General features: G+C 44.7%; 18 protein-coding genes, 1 other RNA gene, 1 pseudogene and 1 riboswitch. Of the genes and pseudogenes, 17 read left to right on the top strand and 3 right to left on the bottom strand.

Annotated elements, in window-relative coordinates; translation table 11 throughout:
- Window positions 1-41 precede the first annotated feature (41 nt).
- Window positions 42-410: a YppE family protein gene (locus tag G9F50_RS09860; protein ID WP_060562799.1), complete on the top strand. Its 369-nt coding sequence runs from the start codon at window positions 42-44 to the stop codon at window positions 408-410.
- Between the two features lie 38 nt (window positions 411-448).
- On the opposite strand, the gene G9F50_RS09855 is transcribed toward G9F50_RS09860, so the two are convergent.
- Entirely contained in the window at window positions 449-631 is a 183-nt protein-coding gene (locus G9F50_RS09855) for a YppF family protein (protein ID WP_003153532.1), read from the bottom strand.
- A gap of 186 nt (window positions 632-817) precedes the next feature.
- Here G9F50_RS09855 and G9F50_RS09850 point away from each other — a divergent pair, with 186 nt between their 5' ends.
- A complete protein-coding gene (locus G9F50_RS09850) occupies window positions 818-1,252 on the top strand; it encodes a YppG family protein (RefSeq protein ID WP_060562800.1) in 435 nt (144 codons plus the stop codon).
- A gap of 29 nt (window positions 1,253-1,281) precedes the next feature.
- Here the strand turns inward: G9F50_RS09850 and G9F50_RS09845 are convergent, their stop codons facing one another.
- Window positions 1,282-1,695 carry an Hsp20/alpha crystallin family protein gene (locus tag G9F50_RS09845; protein ID WP_017418017.1) on the bottom strand — a complete coding sequence of 138 codons (414 nt, stop codon included), beginning with the start codon at window positions 1,693-1,695 and terminating at the stop codon, window positions 1,282-1,284.
- Window positions 1,696-1,833: 138 nt separating this feature from the next.
- Between G9F50_RS09845 and G9F50_RS09840 the strand changes: the two genes are divergently transcribed.
- The 10 genes and pseudogenes from G9F50_RS09840 (at window position 1,834) to G9F50_RS09795 (ending at window position 9,965) form a co-directional block, all read left to right on the top strand.
- Complete coding sequence (locus G9F50_RS09840; RefSeq protein ID WP_012117833.1) at window positions 1,834-2,340, top strand: PTS sugar transporter subunit IIA; 507 nt, start codon at window positions 1,834-1,836, stop codon at window positions 2,338-2,340.
- A gap of 98 nt (window positions 2,341-2,438) precedes the next feature.
- Window positions 2,439-4,685, top strand: coding sequence for a DEAD/DEAH box helicase (locus G9F50_RS09835; RefSeq protein WP_012117832.1), 2,247 nt, complete (start codon window positions 2,439-2,441; stop codon window positions 4,683-4,685).
- A gap of 19 nt (window positions 4,686-4,704) precedes the next feature.
- A complete protein-coding gene (locus G9F50_RS09830; protein ID WP_059368445.1) occupies window positions 4,705-5,943 on the top strand; it encodes a ribonuclease H-like domain-containing protein in 1,239 nt (412 codons plus the stop codon).
- Window positions 5,944-6,064: 121 nt separating this feature from the next.
- Window positions 6,065-6,172: pseudogene (locus G9F50_RS09825) on the top strand (hypothetical protein); the annotation flags it as partial.
- Window positions 6,173-6,255: 83 nt separating this feature from the next.
- Entirely contained in the window at window positions 6,256-6,492 is a 237-nt protein-coding gene (gene cotD, locus G9F50_RS09820) for a spore coat protein CotD (RefSeq protein ID WP_003153539.1), read from the top strand.
- A gap of 88 nt (window positions 6,493-6,580) precedes the next feature.
- Window positions 6,581-7,129: an SLOG family protein gene (locus tag G9F50_RS09815; RefSeq protein WP_012117830.1), complete on the top strand. Its 549-nt coding sequence runs from the start codon at window positions 6,581-6,583 to the stop codon at window positions 7,127-7,129.
- A 79-nt stretch (window positions 7,130-7,208) separates the two neighbouring features.
- Window positions 7,209-7,508, top strand: a complete 300-nt coding sequence (gpsB, locus tag G9F50_RS09810; protein WP_003153541.1) for a cell division regulator GpsB — start codon at window positions 7,209-7,211, stop codon at window positions 7,506-7,508.
- Window positions 7,509-7,563: 55 nt separating this feature from the next.
- Window positions 7,564-7,945, top strand: an RNA gene (gene rnpB, locus G9F50_RS09805) — RNase P RNA component class B.
- Between the two features lie 97 nt (window positions 7,946-8,042).
- Window positions 8,043-9,191 (top strand): THUMP domain-containing class I SAM-dependent RNA methyltransferase, encoded by a 1,149-nt coding sequence (locus tag G9F50_RS09800; RefSeq protein WP_060562926.1) that lies wholly within the window; start codon window positions 8,043-8,045, stop codon window positions 9,189-9,191.
- A 327-nt stretch (window positions 9,192-9,518) separates the two neighbouring features.
- Window positions 9,519-9,965 carry a hypothetical protein gene (locus G9F50_RS09795; RefSeq protein ID WP_041482202.1) on the top strand — a complete coding sequence of 149 codons (447 nt, stop codon included), beginning with the start codon at window positions 9,519-9,521 and terminating at the stop codon, window positions 9,963-9,965.
- An 83-nt stretch (window positions 9,966-10,048) separates the two neighbouring features.
- On the opposite strand, the gene G9F50_RS09790 is transcribed toward G9F50_RS09795, so the two are convergent.
- Window positions 10,049-10,201 carry a YpzG family protein gene (locus G9F50_RS09790; protein WP_003153548.1) on the bottom strand — a complete coding sequence of 51 codons (153 nt, stop codon included), beginning with the start codon at window positions 10,199-10,201 and terminating at the stop codon, window positions 10,049-10,051.
- 165 nt (window positions 10,202-10,366) lie between these two features.
- Here G9F50_RS09790 and G9F50_RS09785 point away from each other — a divergent pair, with 165 nt between their 5' ends.
- The 5 genes from G9F50_RS09785 (at window position 10,367) to pbuX (ending at window position 16,413) form a co-directional block, all read left to right on the top strand.
- Window positions 10,367-10,558 (top strand): hypothetical protein, encoded by a 192-nt coding sequence (locus G9F50_RS09785; RefSeq protein ID WP_025852643.1) that lies wholly within the window; start codon window positions 10,367-10,369, stop codon window positions 10,556-10,558.
- Window positions 10,559-10,661: 103 nt separating this feature from the next.
- Window positions 10,662-12,581: an ATP-dependent DNA helicase gene (locus G9F50_RS09780; protein ID WP_060562801.1), complete on the top strand. Its 1,920-nt coding sequence runs from the start codon at window positions 10,662-10,664 to the stop codon at window positions 12,579-12,581.
- Window positions 12,582-12,692: 111 nt separating this feature from the next.
- On the top strand, window positions 12,693-14,195 hold the full coding sequence (locus G9F50_RS09775; RefSeq protein WP_060562802.1) for a carboxypeptidase M32: 1,503 nt from the start codon (window positions 12,693-12,695) through the stop codon (window positions 14,193-14,195).
- Window positions 14,196-14,328: 133 nt separating this feature from the next.
- Window positions 14,329-14,428, top strand: a riboswitch (purine riboswitch).
- A gap of 99 nt (window positions 14,429-14,527) precedes the next feature.
- Window positions 14,528-15,112 carry a xanthine phosphoribosyltransferase gene (xpt, locus tag G9F50_RS09770; RefSeq protein WP_012117825.1) on the top strand — a complete coding sequence of 195 codons (585 nt, stop codon included), beginning with the start codon at window positions 14,528-14,530 and terminating at the stop codon, window positions 15,110-15,112.
- On the top strand, window positions 15,109-16,413 hold the full coding sequence (gene pbuX, locus G9F50_RS09765) for a xanthine permease PbuX (protein WP_025284909.1): 1,305 nt from the start codon (window positions 15,109-15,111) through the stop codon (window positions 16,411-16,413). The genes xpt and pbuX overlap by 4 nt, the downstream gene beginning before the upstream one ends.
- The last annotated feature ends 5 nt before the right edge of the window (window positions 16,414-16,418 follow it).

Raw genomic sequence — 16,418 nt, 5'->3', positions numbered from 1 at the left:
ATGCAAAAACTTTGGTACCATATGTACTGAGGTGAGTCCGTTTGCAGACACAGTCGTTATTGGAGCTGACAGAACAAATGATAGAGGCGGTTCTGGAAGCCGAAAAAAGGTATCAGGATGGAAAAGAGTCAGGCCGTTCATATGATTTTTTTGAGATTATAAAACCCGATGTTGAAAAAAGAGACCGGATTTGCGCGCTTTGGACAGAAGCAGCACTTGCGTTTATTCGGGAAAACCGTCCGAAATACGTTCATCACGCACAAATTCAGGCCGTTACAGAAAATTTCGGAGAGCTGATGCTCCAATCATATGTTCATCATATTCATAAAAAAAGATACAGGGATTTAACTGAATCTGTTTTATATACGCTTCGTATATTAAGGGATGAAATTGAAAAAGAAGGCAGCTGAAAACGGCTGCCTTCTTTTATATAAAGGGGTCGGGTATGTTATTCATACGCCGGGTTTTCTGCTCCACTTGCTTCGAGAACCTTCATACTGTTTCGAAATTCGGTTGCGGTGAGATGGCCTTGAATATAGAGGAATTTTGCAAAGTCCATCAGTTTATCTGCACAATCTGTTTCATATTTTTTCACTTCAGCAAAACGCTTTCTTAAGTATGATACGTTCATAATGGTGCATCCCCTCTCATGTATGTTGAGATTATGGTAACATAACGATTCGACTTTTTTCTGTTTTTAAAAAATTAAGACTTTCGACAGCATTTGACAAAGATCAGAATCACCGAAAGCACATAACCAAGGCGGAATTCATACATATATAGCAGAAACTTAGTGAGAGACAAGGGGGAATGTCATATGCAATGGAGAGCAGAGCCATATCAAAATATGTACCAGCAGCCGGCGGGATATTTCTACCCGCAGCAGATACAGCCATTACAGCAGCCGTATCCGCAGCAGATACAGCCATTGCAGCCGCCGCCATATCATCAGCAAGGGCAGTACCCGCAGCAATTTTATCCGAATCAGGAATACGGTCATATGCAGCAGCCGTTTGCTCCCTCTCCTCCTCAGGCAGCCATGCCCGGGGGGCAGCCGGGGTTTGTGAATCCTTACCCCGTTCCCAGACCGAATCAGCAGCAGTCTTCCCAATTCTCAGGCATACTCTCCCAGTTTAAAAAAACGAACGGACAGTTTGACTTTAATAAAATGATAGATACAACGGGGCAGATGGTAAGCGCCGTAAATCAGGTCGGATCGCTGGTGAAAGGCTTCACCAGTATCTTCAAATAAAAAGCATGAATGATATCCATCATTCATGCTTATTTTTTAGGGAAAAAGAGGGTAAGCGTCTGTTCATTCCAGGATGTTTCCATATCTTCTTCACTCACCTTATACGGGAGGACAACGGTTCTTGTCATGCTTGAAGACACATGGGATGAATGAGCCTGTTTATGATCGTAGCGGATTGTAACGTGAAGGTAGCACCCCTTCGTTTCCACCAGCATATCACCGTCACGGAATGTCTCGGGAACGCTGATATCAACCGCGAGGCCCGTCGGCTCTTCTCTGACGTCAATCGTCACTTGCGCTTCAGTAAAAGCCGAATTGACAAGGTGCTGAAAACCCTGCATCAATTCTGCGAAGGGACCTGAGTGAAAAAATTGGTCCATCGCATGGCTGATGATGTCCTCATTTCTTTGCGGATCAAGTTTATCGTTTTGTGATTGATCCATATGACCACCGCCTTTTTACAAACAGACTATGCGATGTTATGCCGTATGGTTAAGAATTGAAGGAAAAAAGAAAGTATGGTTAAATAGTGGAGAATAAACTGGTAACGGATTCACATTTAGGAAGGGGAGCACAACACATTGCTGAAAAAATTATTCGGATTGGGAGACAGCCGGAAAAAGCCGGCCGAGGAAGTGATCTTTTCTCCGGCTGACGGAGCGGTGATGGATTTGGCTTCAGTGCCGGATCCCGTATTTTCACAAAAAATGATGGGGGACGGGATCGCCGTCGAGCCTGCAAACGGAGACATTGTTTCACCGGTTGAGGGAGAAGTGATTCAGCTGTTCCATACAAAACATGCTGTCGGCATCCGCACCCTTTCCGGAGCGGAACTTTTGATACATGTCGGTTTGGATACCGTCAATATGAACGGTGAAGGCTTTGAAGCGCATGTAAAAGAAGGAGACAAAGTGAAAACAGGCGATCTGCTTTTAACGTGCCGGCTGGATTTAATAAAAGAAAAAGCAAGCAGCACCGTCATCCCTATGGTGATTATGAATGGCGATGCCGCAGAACCTTTGCAATTTGCAGGCGCAAATGAAGCGAAAAAAGGACAAACAGAGCTTTTTACGATAAAAATGAAGTAGGCAGGGGCTGATTCCCTGCTTTTTTTCTTGTGCAGGATTTTCATCTAGCCAGGCAAACAAATATTCGGTAAACTGTACCTCATAAAGAGGTGTGAACGATGAAGAAAAAATCACTGAGCGAACTGATTCAGGAATTAAAAAATCATGAAAATATTGTGCATTGGCATGAAGAGGAACCGCGGGAGGCGAAAACCATGCCGATGCCGGAGCAAGTAGATCCGAACATTCGGGCGGCTCTCGAAAAGAGGGGGATCGAGCGGCTCTTTACACATCAATACTCCGCTTTTCAGACGGTTCAAAACGGAGAAAGCATTGTGGCTGTCACACCGACGGCCTCCGGAAAAACACTGTGCTATAATCTTCCGGTTCTTCAGTCTATCGCGGAAGATGCCTCAAGCCGCGCGCTTTATTTATTTCCGACAAAGGCGCTCGCGCAGGATCAAAAAAGCGAGCTGAACGAAATCATAGACGAGACGGGCATGGACATTAAAAGCTTTACCTATGACGGAGATACGTCTCCGGCCATCAGGCAGAAAGTCAGAAAGGCCGGGCATATTGTGATCACAAACCCTGATATGCTTCATTCAGCCATTCTTCCCCACCATACAAAATGGGTGAGTCTGTTTGAAAACCTGAAATATATTGTCATTGATGAATTACATACGTACCGCGGCGTATTCGGCAGCCATGTGGCGAACGTCATCCGCCGTTTAATGAGAATCTGCGCTTTTTACGGAAGCACGCCGTCATTTATCTGTACATCCGCCACAATCGCCAATCCGAGGGAATTGGCGGAGCAGCTGACGGGAAAATCAGTGCGTCTGATTGACGATAACGGCGCCCCGGCCGGAAGAAAGCACTTTGCTTTTTACAATCCTCCGATTGTAAATAAACCGCTGCATATTCGAAAAAGCGCCACCGTGGAAGTGAACGAACTTGCCAAAACTTTTTTAAAAAATAAGATCCAGACGATTGTTTTTGCCAGAAGCCGTGTCCGGGTTGAAATTATTTTAAGCCACATTCAGGAGATCGTAAAAAAAGAAATCGGGTCGAAGTCTGTCAGAGGCTATCGCGGCGGATATCTTCCGAAAGAAAGAAGAGAAATAGAGCGGGGGTTAAGAGACGGCAGCATTCTCGGCGTTGTCAGCACAAACGCGCTGGAGCTCGGCGTTGATATCGGCCAGCTTCAGGTCTGCGTGATGACGGGGTACCCGGGCAGTGTCGCGAGCGCATGGCAGCAGGCGGGCCGGGCTGGGCGGCGGCAGGGAGAGGCGCTTATCGTGATGGTGGCGAACTCTGATCCGATTGACCAATATATTGTGCGCCATCCTGATTATTTCTTTAAACGCTCGCCTGAATCTGCAAGGATTAATCCTGATAATCTCATTATATTGGTCGATCACCTGAAATGCGCTGCGTATGAGCTGCCTTTCAGAGCCGATGAAACATTCGGAGAAAATGATGCAAGAGATATTCTCGAGTATTTAGAAGAAGAAGGGGTGCTTCACGAAAACCGCGAACGCTATCACTGGGCGAGCGAATCTTTTCCCGCCTCCAACATCAGTCTCCGTTCGGCGTCACAGGAAAACGTGGTCATCGTTGACCGGTCAGAGACGGCTGATGTAAAAATCATCGGAGAAATGGACCGCTTCAGCGCGATGACGCTTCTTCATGATGAAGCGATTTATCTTCATGAAGGGGTGCAGTACCAGGTTGAAAAGCTTGATTGGGATCATAAAAAAGCGTACGTGCGAAAGGTCGATGTCGAATATTATACAGATGCCAATTTAGCGGTGCAGCTGAAAGTGCTGGACATTGACAGAACGGACAGCAGAAAGAAAACGGCCTTACATTTCGGCGATGTAACCGTGAACGCACTTCCGACAATATTTAAAAAAATTAAAATGACGACATTTGAAAATATAGGATCAGGGCCGATTCATCTTCCAGAAGAAGAACTGCATACCAGTGCTGCCTGGCTTGAATTGAAAGAGACGGATTCGGAGATCGGCGAAAAAACGCTTGAACAGCTGCTTTTAGGCATTGCCCACGTCCTGCAGCATATCGTGCCTGTATACGTCATGTGCGACCGAAATGACGTGCATGTCGTGCCGCAAATCAAAGCCGCACATACCGGACTTCCGACAATCTTTCTGTATGATCATTATCCGGGCGGAATCGGACTTGCCGATGAAGTATATAAGCGATTTGATGAAATCAATGAAGGGGCTGAGCGCCTGATCAGACAATGTCCATGTCAAGACGGATGTCCTTCCTGCATCGGCTCCGAAATAGAAGGAATAGATGCAAAGAAAGCGATACTCCGGCTCTTGAATTACGTGTAAAAGAAAAGGGGGACGAAAGATGTCCTTGAAAAATAAATTAAAGCGGATGAAAAACCACCTGAATGTGCCGGAAGCTGAAAAAAAGCCGGCATCTTCACAACTTTCGGTCCCGGATATTCAAGTCCCATTTAGAGAAGAATGGGAGGCATTCGGAGTGAAGCCTTTCTTTTTTGAGGATGAATACTGTCTTATCCGCGAAACCGTCTATCCGCTTTCGCACCGCCACGGACGGTACAGCTTCAGTGAACTTGATGACGTCATGGCATTATGGAATAAAGGCGGATTGACACATACTTTATCAGCAGAAGGATACGAAAAAAGCCAGCTGTTCTTCTTTGATACTGAAACGACCGGCCTCGGCGGCGGGGCCGGCAATATGATCTTTTTGCTCGGTCATGCAAGAGTGTATGAAGACCGTGTCGCGGTTAAACAGCATCTGCTTCCTAAACCGGGAAACGAGACGGCTCTTTACAAAAGCTTTTTAAGTGAGGTTGACATTACGTCTCTTGTTACGTATAACGGAAAAGCCTTTGACTGGCCGCAGGTAAAAACTAGGCATACATTGCTCCGGGACAGGCTTCCGAAACTTCCTGACTTCGGTCACTTTGATCTTCTGCACGGGGCGAGACGGCTTTGGAAACATAAATTAGAGCGTGTATCGCTTTCAGCGGTTGAAAATGAAGAGCTTGCTTTTAAAAGGGACGAAGACACACCTGGTTATTTGGCGCCGATGCTGTATTTTCAATTTTTAAAGGCGGAGGACCCGGCTCTTTTAAAGGGAGTGCTCTCACATAATGAACAAGATGTGCTTTCCCTCATCGCTCTTTACATCCATATGTCAAAAAAGATTTTTGCATCTTCTGATCAAACGTCAGAACGTCAGGAAGCATACGCCATGGCGAAATGGTTTATCGCTCATAAAGAAACCGATCGGGCTGTTTCACAGCTGGAAGCGCTGCAAGGCAAAGCCTTTGAAGATTCGGATCGGGCCCTTTTTGACTTAGCAATGCTTTATAAAAAACAAAACCGCAGGCAAGACGCCGTGCCCCTTTGGGAGAAACTGACGGGCTCTGCTCTTCACATATGCAGACACCAATCAGCGGTAGAGCTGGCGATCTATTTTGAGCATCACGCAAAAGATTACAAAAAAGCTCTGCAGGTCGCGCAGCAGGCGGCAGAAGACGGGGAAATATCGGAAAAAGAAGCCGAGAAGCTCCATGTGAGAATTGCCCGGCTCAAGAGGAAATATTCCTCTTGAAATATTGCCCGGGAAAGCGCAAAAGCCGAGCTGTTTCGCCAAAAATATTTTTTTCTGAATCCGCATCGATTTTGTTGTAGAATGGTGCCGCATCTTGTAAAATAGCGTTAGTTATTTATAGGGGAGAGTTGGTATGTATAAAGGTGTTTTTTACTTGTTCTTTGTCGTGGTTTTTTTGATTGCGTTTGTATTTTCGAATTTTAAAGACAGTTTGCTGACGCACTTTTAAATTGGGTGATTGAATTAGAACATGTACCCTCTTTTCTTCATAACCTAACAGTGTAATAAAAGTTAATGGAGAGGGGATTTAGCATGTTTCATCATCATTGTTGCAGACCAAACGTGATGCCGCCGATTGTCCATCCGACTCATTGCTGTGAACACCATTGCTTTTCTAACACGGTTGTGCCGCATATTCATCCGCAACATACAACTAACGTAAATCACCACAACTTTGAGCACGTTCATTACTATCCGCACACTTTTTCAAATGTTGACCCGACAACTCACCAGCATTTTCAGTGCGGAAGCCCTTGCTGCGATCATTAGTATTGAACGCTTAAGCAAGATCGGTTAGGATATCAGCAAATCAAAATGGGGCCCGATGGGGAGCCCCATTTTTTAAGCAGGTGATCAATTGAAAGTATTAGCCGTAACAGGATACAAGCCGTTTGAACTCGGGATTTTTAAACAGGATGACCAGGCCCTTGTTTATATAAAAAAGGCGATAGAAACCAGACTCAGAAGCTTTATTGACGAAGGCTTGGAATGGATTCTCATATCCGGACAGCTGGGGACTGAGCTTTGGGCGGCTGAAACGGCATACGATCTCAGAGAAGAGTATCCGGAATTAAAGGTTGCCGTTATCACGCCTTTCTACGGTCAAGAAGAAAAGTGGAAGGAACCGAATAAAGAAATGTATGAAGCGGTGCTTGCTCAGGCAGATTATGAGGAGAGCCTGACGCATCGGCCGTACGAAAGTCCGCTCCAATTCCGGCAGAAAAACGCGTTCTTTATTGAAAAGTCAGATGCGCTTTTGCTTTTATATGATCCTGAAATGGAAGGATCGCCGAAATATATGCTGCAGCAGGCAGAAAAACGCCGTGAAACAGACGGATATCCGATTTATTCGATTACGATGGATGATCTCCGTGCCGCCGTTGAAGAAGAAGATTTCTTTACATAACACGTCAGAGAATATTTGACAACGGGACGTGTTTCTGAATAAAATATAACATGATGATTCACGATATGAGGTGAAAAAGATGCTTGCTGATAAAGTAAAGCTTTCTGCGAAAGACATTTTGGAAAAAGAATTTAAAACAGGCGTTAGAGGTTACAGACAAGAAGACGTTGACAAATTTTTAGATATGATTATTAAGGATTATGAAACCTTTCATCAAGAAATTGAAGAACTGCAGCAAGAAAATCTGCAGCTGAAAAAACAGCTTGAAGAAGCAAGCAAAAAACAGCCGGTGCAGTCCAATACGACCAACTTTGACATTCTGAAAAGGCTGTCCAACCTTGAGAAACATGTATTCGGAAGCAAACTTTATGACGAATAGGGCAGATGCACTTGTCAAATGAGACAAGTTGCTTTATAATGAACAAGTGTTCTTAACGTTCGGGTAATCGCTGCAGATCTTTGAATCTGTAGAGGAAAGTCCATGCTCGCACGGTGCTGAGATGCCCGTAGTGTTCGTGCCTAGCGAAGAAATAAGCTAGGGCAGCCTTGATAGGCTGACGGCAGGAAAAAAGCCTACGTCTCCGGATATGGCTGAGTATCCTTGAAAGTGCCACAGTGACGAAGTCTCATCAGAAATGGTGAGAGTGGAACGCGGTAAACCCCTCGAGCGAGAAACCCAAATTTTGGTAGGGGAACCTTCTTGAAGGAATTGAACAGATAGAAGGACAGAATGCTTTCTGTAGATAGATGATTGCCGCCTGAGTACGAGGTGATGAGCCGATTGCAGTACGACGGAACAAAACATGGCTTACAGAGCGTTAAACATTATTGATATGACAAATTAGAGCTCTCCTTTAAAGGGGAGCTTTTATCTTGAATGAAACGAAAGCTTAAAAAGAGACAGGGTGATACGATGAAGAAGTACACACTAATAGCGACAGCGCCGATGGGAATCGAAGCGATCGTCGCCAAAGAAGTGCGTGATTTAGGTTATGAATGCAAAGTAGACAACGGAAAAGTCATTTTTGAAGGAGATGCGCTTGCGATCTGCCGGGCTAACTTATGGCTGCGGACGGCTGACCGCATTAAAGTACAGGTCGCCGAGTTTCAGGCGAAAACGTTTGATGAGCTGTTTGAAAAAACAAAAGCGATTGACTGGCGCGCGTACATTCCGGAAAACGCCAAGTTCCCCGTTATTGGAAAGTCCGTGAAATCAGTGCTTGCCAGTGTGCCTGACTGCCAGCGGATCGTCAAAAAGGCGATAGCGGAAAAGCTGAAACTGCAATCAGGAAAACAAAATGAATGGATTGAAGAAACGGGCCCCGAGTATAAGGTGGAGATTTCCCTTTTAAAAGATAAAGCCGTACTTACACTGGATTCATCAGGAACAGGCCTTCACAAACGGGGATACAGGGTTGATCAGGGAGGAGCTCCGATTAAAGAGACGCTCGCTGCCGCGTTAATTCAGTTAACCAACTGGACGCCTGACCGTCCGTTCGTCGATCCGTTCTGCGGTTCCGGCACGATCGCCATCGAAGCCGCTTTAATCGGGCAAAACATTGCTCCCGGTTTTAACCGTGATTTTGTTTCAGAAGACTGGGAATGGATCGGAAAAGAACTGTGGGACAAGGCGCGTCTTGAAGTGGAAGAAAAGGCGAACTATGATCAGCCGCTGCAGATCTTTGCCAGTGACGTGGATCACCGGATGGTAAACATCGCCAAAGAAAACGCAGAAGAAGCGGGACTTGGTGACCTGATCGAATGCAAACAAATGCGGGTGCAGGATTTTACGACGAAACTCGAATACGGCGTAATCGTCGGAAACCCTCCGTACGGCGAACGGCTCGGCGAAAAAAAGGAAGTCGAGCAGATGTATAAAGAAATGGGCCGGGCATTTGAATCTCTTGATACATGGTCTGTCTACATGTTAACGTCAAATGAACAATTTGAAGAGGTCTACGGAAGAAAAGCAACCAAAAAACGGAAGCTCTTTAACGGTTTTATCAAAACGGATTATTATCAGTATTGGGCTAAAAAGAAAAAAACAATTTCAAAAATATAGTACCTTTTATAGTGGATTTTTGTGGTAATATTGATTTTGAAAATAGGCTATGAATAGATTTTCAAGTTGGAGCCGAAAAACAGGGACTTAAGTTCCTGTTTTTCGGCTATTTAGTATAAATATCTTTGGAGTATATTGGGGAATAAAGTTTTTATGAACGATTTATTATACATAATTTCTCTTAATAAATGCAAATTCTTAACGAATTCGCCTTTTATATTAAGTAGCCATAGATTAATAATTTTATAAAATTTACCTACTAGTCTTGATATATATATTATATCGATTTATAATATTTTATGTAAAAATATGAAGGAGTTGGAATTAATGAAGAAAACTTCGAAAATCTTGATGGGTGCTTCTGCATTACTGATAGCAGGCTCTACATTTATTTGCAGTCCTAAAGCAGAAGCAGCAATGAGTTCATGGCAAACAGTTCAAGGAATTAAAGGTTGTGAAGCTAGGGTTTGGACTGATGCAACAACATATACAAGAAAAGCTACTTCTATTGATGTATATGCTCAAACAAACGGAAAATGTGGGACATTGAACTATCGAATGGGTGTTACCACCTTAGATGGGGAATACAACATCGGAAATTTTTCCCATAAGGGTTCATTCTCGAATAAAACACCTGTTAAAAAGTTTTATTTCAGTAAACTACTAAAACCTACATTTAAAGAGAGATGGCAGGTTAATGTTGAGTTATACAAAGGCGGGAAAATGAAAGACGCAGTTCAATCCAAAACTATTTATGTAGAGAAAAGAAAATAGTCAGAAAAATTTTTCTGTAGATTAATTTTAACAGGCTGTCGATATTCGACAGCCTGTAAGCATCTTTACGTTTTATTCTGCCATTACCAGCGGTGCGCTTTTGCGTTGCTCCGTAAAATAATGTTGGTCTGGGACATTTCGGTGTGGCCGTTCACTTGCGATTTAGAGCGTTTCGGCCGCGTCCAATTGTGATGAAACAATTCAGAATGCTGATCTAATCGATCTTTATAACTCATGTAACCATCACTCCCGGATAGAATAATTTTGTGAAGATGGATATTCGATCGAATATCTGTTGTAGTTTGTGCAGGTCAGGTGCGGATCATTCAGAATGGCATGTATAGAAAGTGAAGCATCGGCATAGAATGATGATTATTTCTATTTGAGAGGTGATCTATTTTATGCTGAACAGCGAGCACTTCAGTAAAATACAAAAGGCGTTAGACGCAACTGCTTTCCGGCTGGAGGAAGCCGGAGCGGAGTTCGGTCCTTCCGTCATGACACACGCACAGGAAGAACTTGAAAATGCGGTAAAACATACACATTCAACAGACCATCCGTTCCTATGTACACATATCATTAACCGGAAATGATAATGGCAAAAACTTGGCGAGGCCAAGTTTTTTTGTTGTATTGAAAAGGGTTAAATGATATTATAGATGGTCTGAATGCCGAATAGTTAGGGGTTGGAGTTGGGTGACAACATCACGTTTGCCTTTTGCTTTAACAAAAGAAAAGAATTTTTACGAAGAATTGAACAATTGGATTGGTGACGTGTTTTACGATATCCTTCCCGAGAAAGGCTTTGACCTTCGGGATGAGCAGGTATTTATGGCGTTTCAGCTTGAACGGGCATTTAAAGAGAAAAAGGTCATGTTCGCTGAGGCAGGAGTCGGTACGGGGAAAACGCTGGTGTATCTGCTGTTTGCCATCAGCTATGCCAGATATACGGGTAAACCGGCCATTATCGCATGCGCCGATGAAACGTTAATTGAACAGCTTGTCAAAAAAGAAGGCGACATTTCCAAGCTGACAGAACATTTGGATCTGCAGATTGATACACGGCTGTCCAAATCCCATGAGCAGTATCTGTGTCTGAAAAAGCTTGAGAAAACGATGCAGCGTTCTGATGATGAAAAGTGGCTGGATCTTTATGAGTCGCTGCCTTCATTCGTACACGAATCACAAGCGATGCAGCGCTTTTATCCGTACGGCGACCGCAAACAGTACGCTGATTTGACGAATGAAGAGTGGGCAGGCGTCAGCTATGATTCCTTCCAAGATTGTTTAACTTGTGATATGAGACATAGATGCGGTTTAACACTTTCGAGAGATCATTACAGAAAATCAACGGATCTGATTGTTTGCTCCCATGATTTCTACATGGAGCATGTATGGACGGAAGAATCACGCAAAAGGGAAGGACAGCTGCCGCTTTTGCCGGATCACAGCGCCGTCGTGTTTGATGAAGGACATCTGCTGGAATTCGCCGCGCAAAAAGCGTTAACGTATCGCGTGAAGCAGTCGACGCTTGAGCTGTTTTTAGAGCGTCTGCTTCAAAATGATATCAGAGAGGAATTCGCCGAACTGATTGAAGATGCCCTTGCCGCAAACGATGAGTTTTTCTATGTGCTGTCAGAGGAATCGAAGGAAATCGCAGGCTCTCACCGATTGGACATCCAAAACGACCAGCGTGTTAAGCGTGCGGCTGACGAACTGTGCCGTCTGCTCGATAAAATCGGCGAGGCGCTCGTATTTGAATCGGAAATGTATACGATCGATAAGTACGAGCTGTCAGTTGTAGAAGAATACGTCGAACAAATGGCATATTCGCTGTCGCTGTATCAAAAGGATGCCATCAGCTGGCTTGAAACGCGGGATACAGACTCAACGTTTGTTGTTATGCCGAGAACTGTAGCCGAAGTTTTGGGAGAAAAGGTCTTTTCTAAAAAGATTCCTTATATCTTCTCATCGGCCACTCTTTCTGAGGGCGGTTCATTTGATTATATCGCTGACAGCCTCGGAATCCGTGACCCTTTATCATTCACCGTTGAATCTCCGTACGATTACGAGGAGCAAATGTCTGTTGCGCTTCACGGTGACATGACGTCTGAGCAGAAAACAGCTGAAACGATTGAAACCATTAAGAAGAATGAAGGACGCACCCTCGTTCTTTTCCCTTCCTTTGAAGACATGAAGGAATTTAAAGAACAGGCTGCCTCGTGGGAGCTGCCGTATCCGATATACTACGAAGGTGATGAAGAGATCAGCAGTCTGGTCGAAAAATTCCAGCGGGATGAAGAATCCGTGCTTTGTTCCGTCCACTTATGGGAAGGTCTTGACATTCCCGGTGACTCGCTCCGGAATGTGACCATTTGGGCATTGCCGTATCCGCCTCATGATCCCGTGTTTACCGCAAAGCGGAACGGAGCGAAAAAAGATCCGTTTGAGGAAGTTGATCTGCCGTACATGCTTTTGAGAGTCCGGCAGGGAATCGGCCGCCTCATCCGTTCTAATCAGGACAGCGGAACCATATCCATTTATGCGGGCGGAGAAAGTGAACGGGTCTTGGCCGAAGTCAAAAAGATCTTGCCTGTTACACCGAAAATCGTATAAAAACAAAAGCTGCAGGATTCTTATCCTGCGGCTTTTTTAAATCCGGGAAGTTGACTTTATCACGGCATTCCATTAGCCTGTAATTGATAGTGAAAAGGGAGGGGAACGGATATGGATTTACATACATATGAAAAAGAGTTTTTTGATCTGTTAAAAAGAGTATCCCACTATGAAGAAGCCATTGCACTTATGCATTGGGACTTAAGAACGGGAGCCCCAAAAAAAGGCTCTGATGACCGGGCGGAAAGCATCGGACAGCTGTCGGCTGACGTTTTTCAAATCCAGACATCCGACCGGATGAAAGAGCTGATCGACATCCTTCTCGCGCATGCAGAAGAGCTCTCTGAAGATACAGTGAAAGCGGCGGAACTTGCGAAAAAAGATTATGATCATAATAAAAAAATTCCTGAAGATGAGTATAAAGAATATGTCATTTTAACATCGAAAGCTGAAACGGCTTGGGAGGATGCAAAGGCTGCCTCTGATTTTTCTATGTTTGCTCCGTACCTTGAGAAGCTGATTGATTTTAATAAGCGGTTTATTTCGTATTGGGGCTATGAAGATCATCCATACAACGCATTGCTCGATATTTTCGAACCGGGTGTTACGGTAAAGGTGCTGGATCAGCTGTTTTCTGAATTGAAGGAAGCGATTATTCCGCTTATCAAAAAAGTGACGGAATCCGGCAATAAACCGGACACTTCCTTTATAACGAAAACGTTTTCGAAAGAACAACAAAGAGCCCTCTCCTTGTATTTCTTAAAAGAGTTCGGGTATGATTTTGACGGCGGCCGCCTGGACGAGACGGTGCATCCGTTTGCGACGACAATCAACCGGGGCGATGTGCGGGTAACGACCAGATATGACGAAAACGATTTCCGCACGGCGATTTTCGGAACGATTCATGAATGCGGGCATGCGATCTACGAGCAGAATATTGACGAAGCGTTGAGCGGAACGAACTTATCTGACGGTGCATCCATGGGAATTCATGAATCCCAATCGTTATTTTATGAAAACTTTATCGCCAGAAATCAACATTTCTGGACCGCCTATTATGAAAAAATGGTTGAGGCTTCGCCTGATCAATTTCAAGATGTGAAAAGAGAAGATTTTGTACGCGCTGTCAACGAGGCGAAACCGACATTTATCCGAATTGAAGCCGATGAGCTGACATATCCGCTTCATATTATTATCCGTTATGAAATTGAAAAAGCGATTTTCAGCAATGAAGTGACAGTGGAAGAACTGCCTGCATTGTGGAATCAAAAATATCATGATTATTTAGGCATTACGCCGCCATCTGACGCAAAAGGCATTTTGCAGGACGTACATTGGGCGGGCGGAGATTTCGGCTATTTCCCTTCCTATGCGCTCGGATATATGTATGCGGCACAGCTGAAGCATACCATGCTTGAGGATCTGCCTGAATTTGACCAATTAATAGAACGGGGCGATTTTGAGCCGATCAAACAATGGCTGACAGAAAAGGTTCATCAGCACGGAAGACGCAAAATGCCGCTTGACATCATAAAAGATGCAACGGGAGAAGAGCTGAACGTTCAATATCTCATTGAGTATCTCGTCGGCAAATATTCAAATTTATATTTATAAACGAAACGCCCGGCATACACCGGGTGTTTTTCTAAAAATTCCAAAAACACGAATAATTGAAAACCAATTCTTTGTAAAAGTTCGGAAATATTCAAATTTCACTATGCAAAAGAAGTGTATCTTGTTATAATTTGATTAATATCATACGAACACTCATATAATGGCGTGGATATGGCACGCAAGTTTCTACCGGTCACCGTAAATGTCCGACTATGAGTGAGCAATGGAACGGCTTTATTCGGCCGTTGCGTGTAGATCATTCGGCATTGCTTGCTCTTTTTTTGGAGAGCGGGCAATGCTTTTTTTATTTTTTATAAGCGGGGGTAATCATTGTGGAAGCATTAAAACGAAAAATAGCAGAAGACGGAATTGTTCTTTCTGATCAAGTGCTGAAAGTGGATTCTTTTTTAAACCATCAAATTGATCCGGTTCTCATGCAGCAGATCGGCCGGGAATTTGCGCGCCGTTTTGAAAAAGACGAGATAACCAAAATCGTCACAATTGAATCTTCGGGCATTGCCCCTGCGGTGATGGCCGGCCTTGAACTCGGCGTTCCCGTCATCTTTGCGAGAAAAAGGAAGTCTCTCACATTAACGGATGATCTGCTGACGGCATCCGTCTATTCTTTCACGAAAAAAACAGAAAGTCAGATTGCAATCTCCGGAAATCATCTGTCGAAAGATGACCGCGTGTTAATCATTGACGACTTTTTAGCGAACGGACAGGCGGCAGAAGGACTTTTATCCATTGTAAAACAAGCAGGCGCAGCGGTTTGCGGGATCGGAATCGTCATTGAAAAGTCATTTCAGCCGGGAAGAGATGAGCTGGTGAAAAAAGGATGCCGGGTCGAATCACTGGCGAGAATTCAATCGCTTGAAGACGGAAAAGTGACATTTGTACAGGAGGTCCGTTCATGAAAAACGGCTATGCCAAAACACTTTCACTCGGTATCCAGCACGTGCTTGCCATGTATGCCGGCGCCGTCGTCGTTCCCTTAATTGTAGGAGCGGCATTGGGACTGAACGCAGAACAGCTGACATATCTCGTATCAATTGACATTTTTATGTGCGGGGCGGCTACGCTGCTTCAAGTATGGAGGAATAAATGTTTCGGCATCGGCTTGCCTGTTGTGCTCGGCTGTACGTTCACCGCGGTAGCGCCGATTATTTCCATCGGTAAGGAGTACGGGATTTCAGCCATTTACGGGAGCATTTTGGCATCGGGTCTGCTTGTCATTCTGCTGTCGTTTTTCTTCGGCAAGCTCGTATCCTTTTTCCCGCCTGTCGTAACCGGATCTGTCGTGACGATTATCGGGATGACCTTAATGCCGGTCGCGATGAATCATATTGCCGGCGGTGAAGGCAGCAAGGATTTCGGTGATCCGGCTAACCTTGCCCTCGGATTTACGGTGCTCGTCATCATCGTGCTGCTTTATCGGTTTACAAAAGGATTTTTGAAATCCATTTCGATTTTAATCGGCATTGTCATCGGGACGGCCATCGCATATTTTATGGGAAAAGTGCAATTTGACAATGTGGCGAATGCTGACGCCATTCAAATGATTAAACCGTTTTACTTCGGGGCGCCGACATTTCATGCGGCACCGATTATTACGATGTCCATCGTTGCCATTGTCAGCCTTGTTGAGTCAACCGGCGTCTATTTCGCTCTCGGTGACCTGACAAACCGGCGCCTGTCTGAACGTGATTTAGCAAAAGGCTACCGCGCGGAAGGCCTGGCGGTATTCATCAGCGGCATTTTTAATGCTTTTCCGTACACGGCTTATTCCCAAAACGTCGGCCTCGTGCAGCTGACGGGAATTAAGAAAAACGCGGTTATCGGTGTCACGGGCGCACTTTTAATGCTCTTCGGCCTTTTTCCGAAAATCGCAGCCTTCACGACCATCATCCCGTCTTCCGTACTGGGAGGCGCGATGGTGGCCATGTTCGGCATGGTCATCTCCTACGGCATTAAAATGCTCAGTCAAATTGACTTTAAAAAGCAGGAAAACCTTCTGATTGTCGCGTGTTCGGTCGGATTGGGACTCGGTGTAACCGTCGTTCCCGATATGTTTAAGCACCTGCCGTCTTACTTAAATCTGCTGACCACAAACGGAATCGTCGCCGGAAGCTTTACCGCCGTCCTTTTGAATATTATTTATAATATGATTCCTAAAACGAAAAAAACCCTTGATGTGACAAGGGTTCAAGAGGGTTAGTGATC

It is taken from the genome of Bacillus sp. EKM206B (genome assembly GCF_011066015.1).
Classification (GTDB): domain Bacteria; phylum Bacillota; class Bacilli; order Bacillales; family Bacillaceae; genus Bacillus; species Bacillus velezensis.
This window is presented reverse-complemented; position numbering and strand designations above follow the sequence as displayed.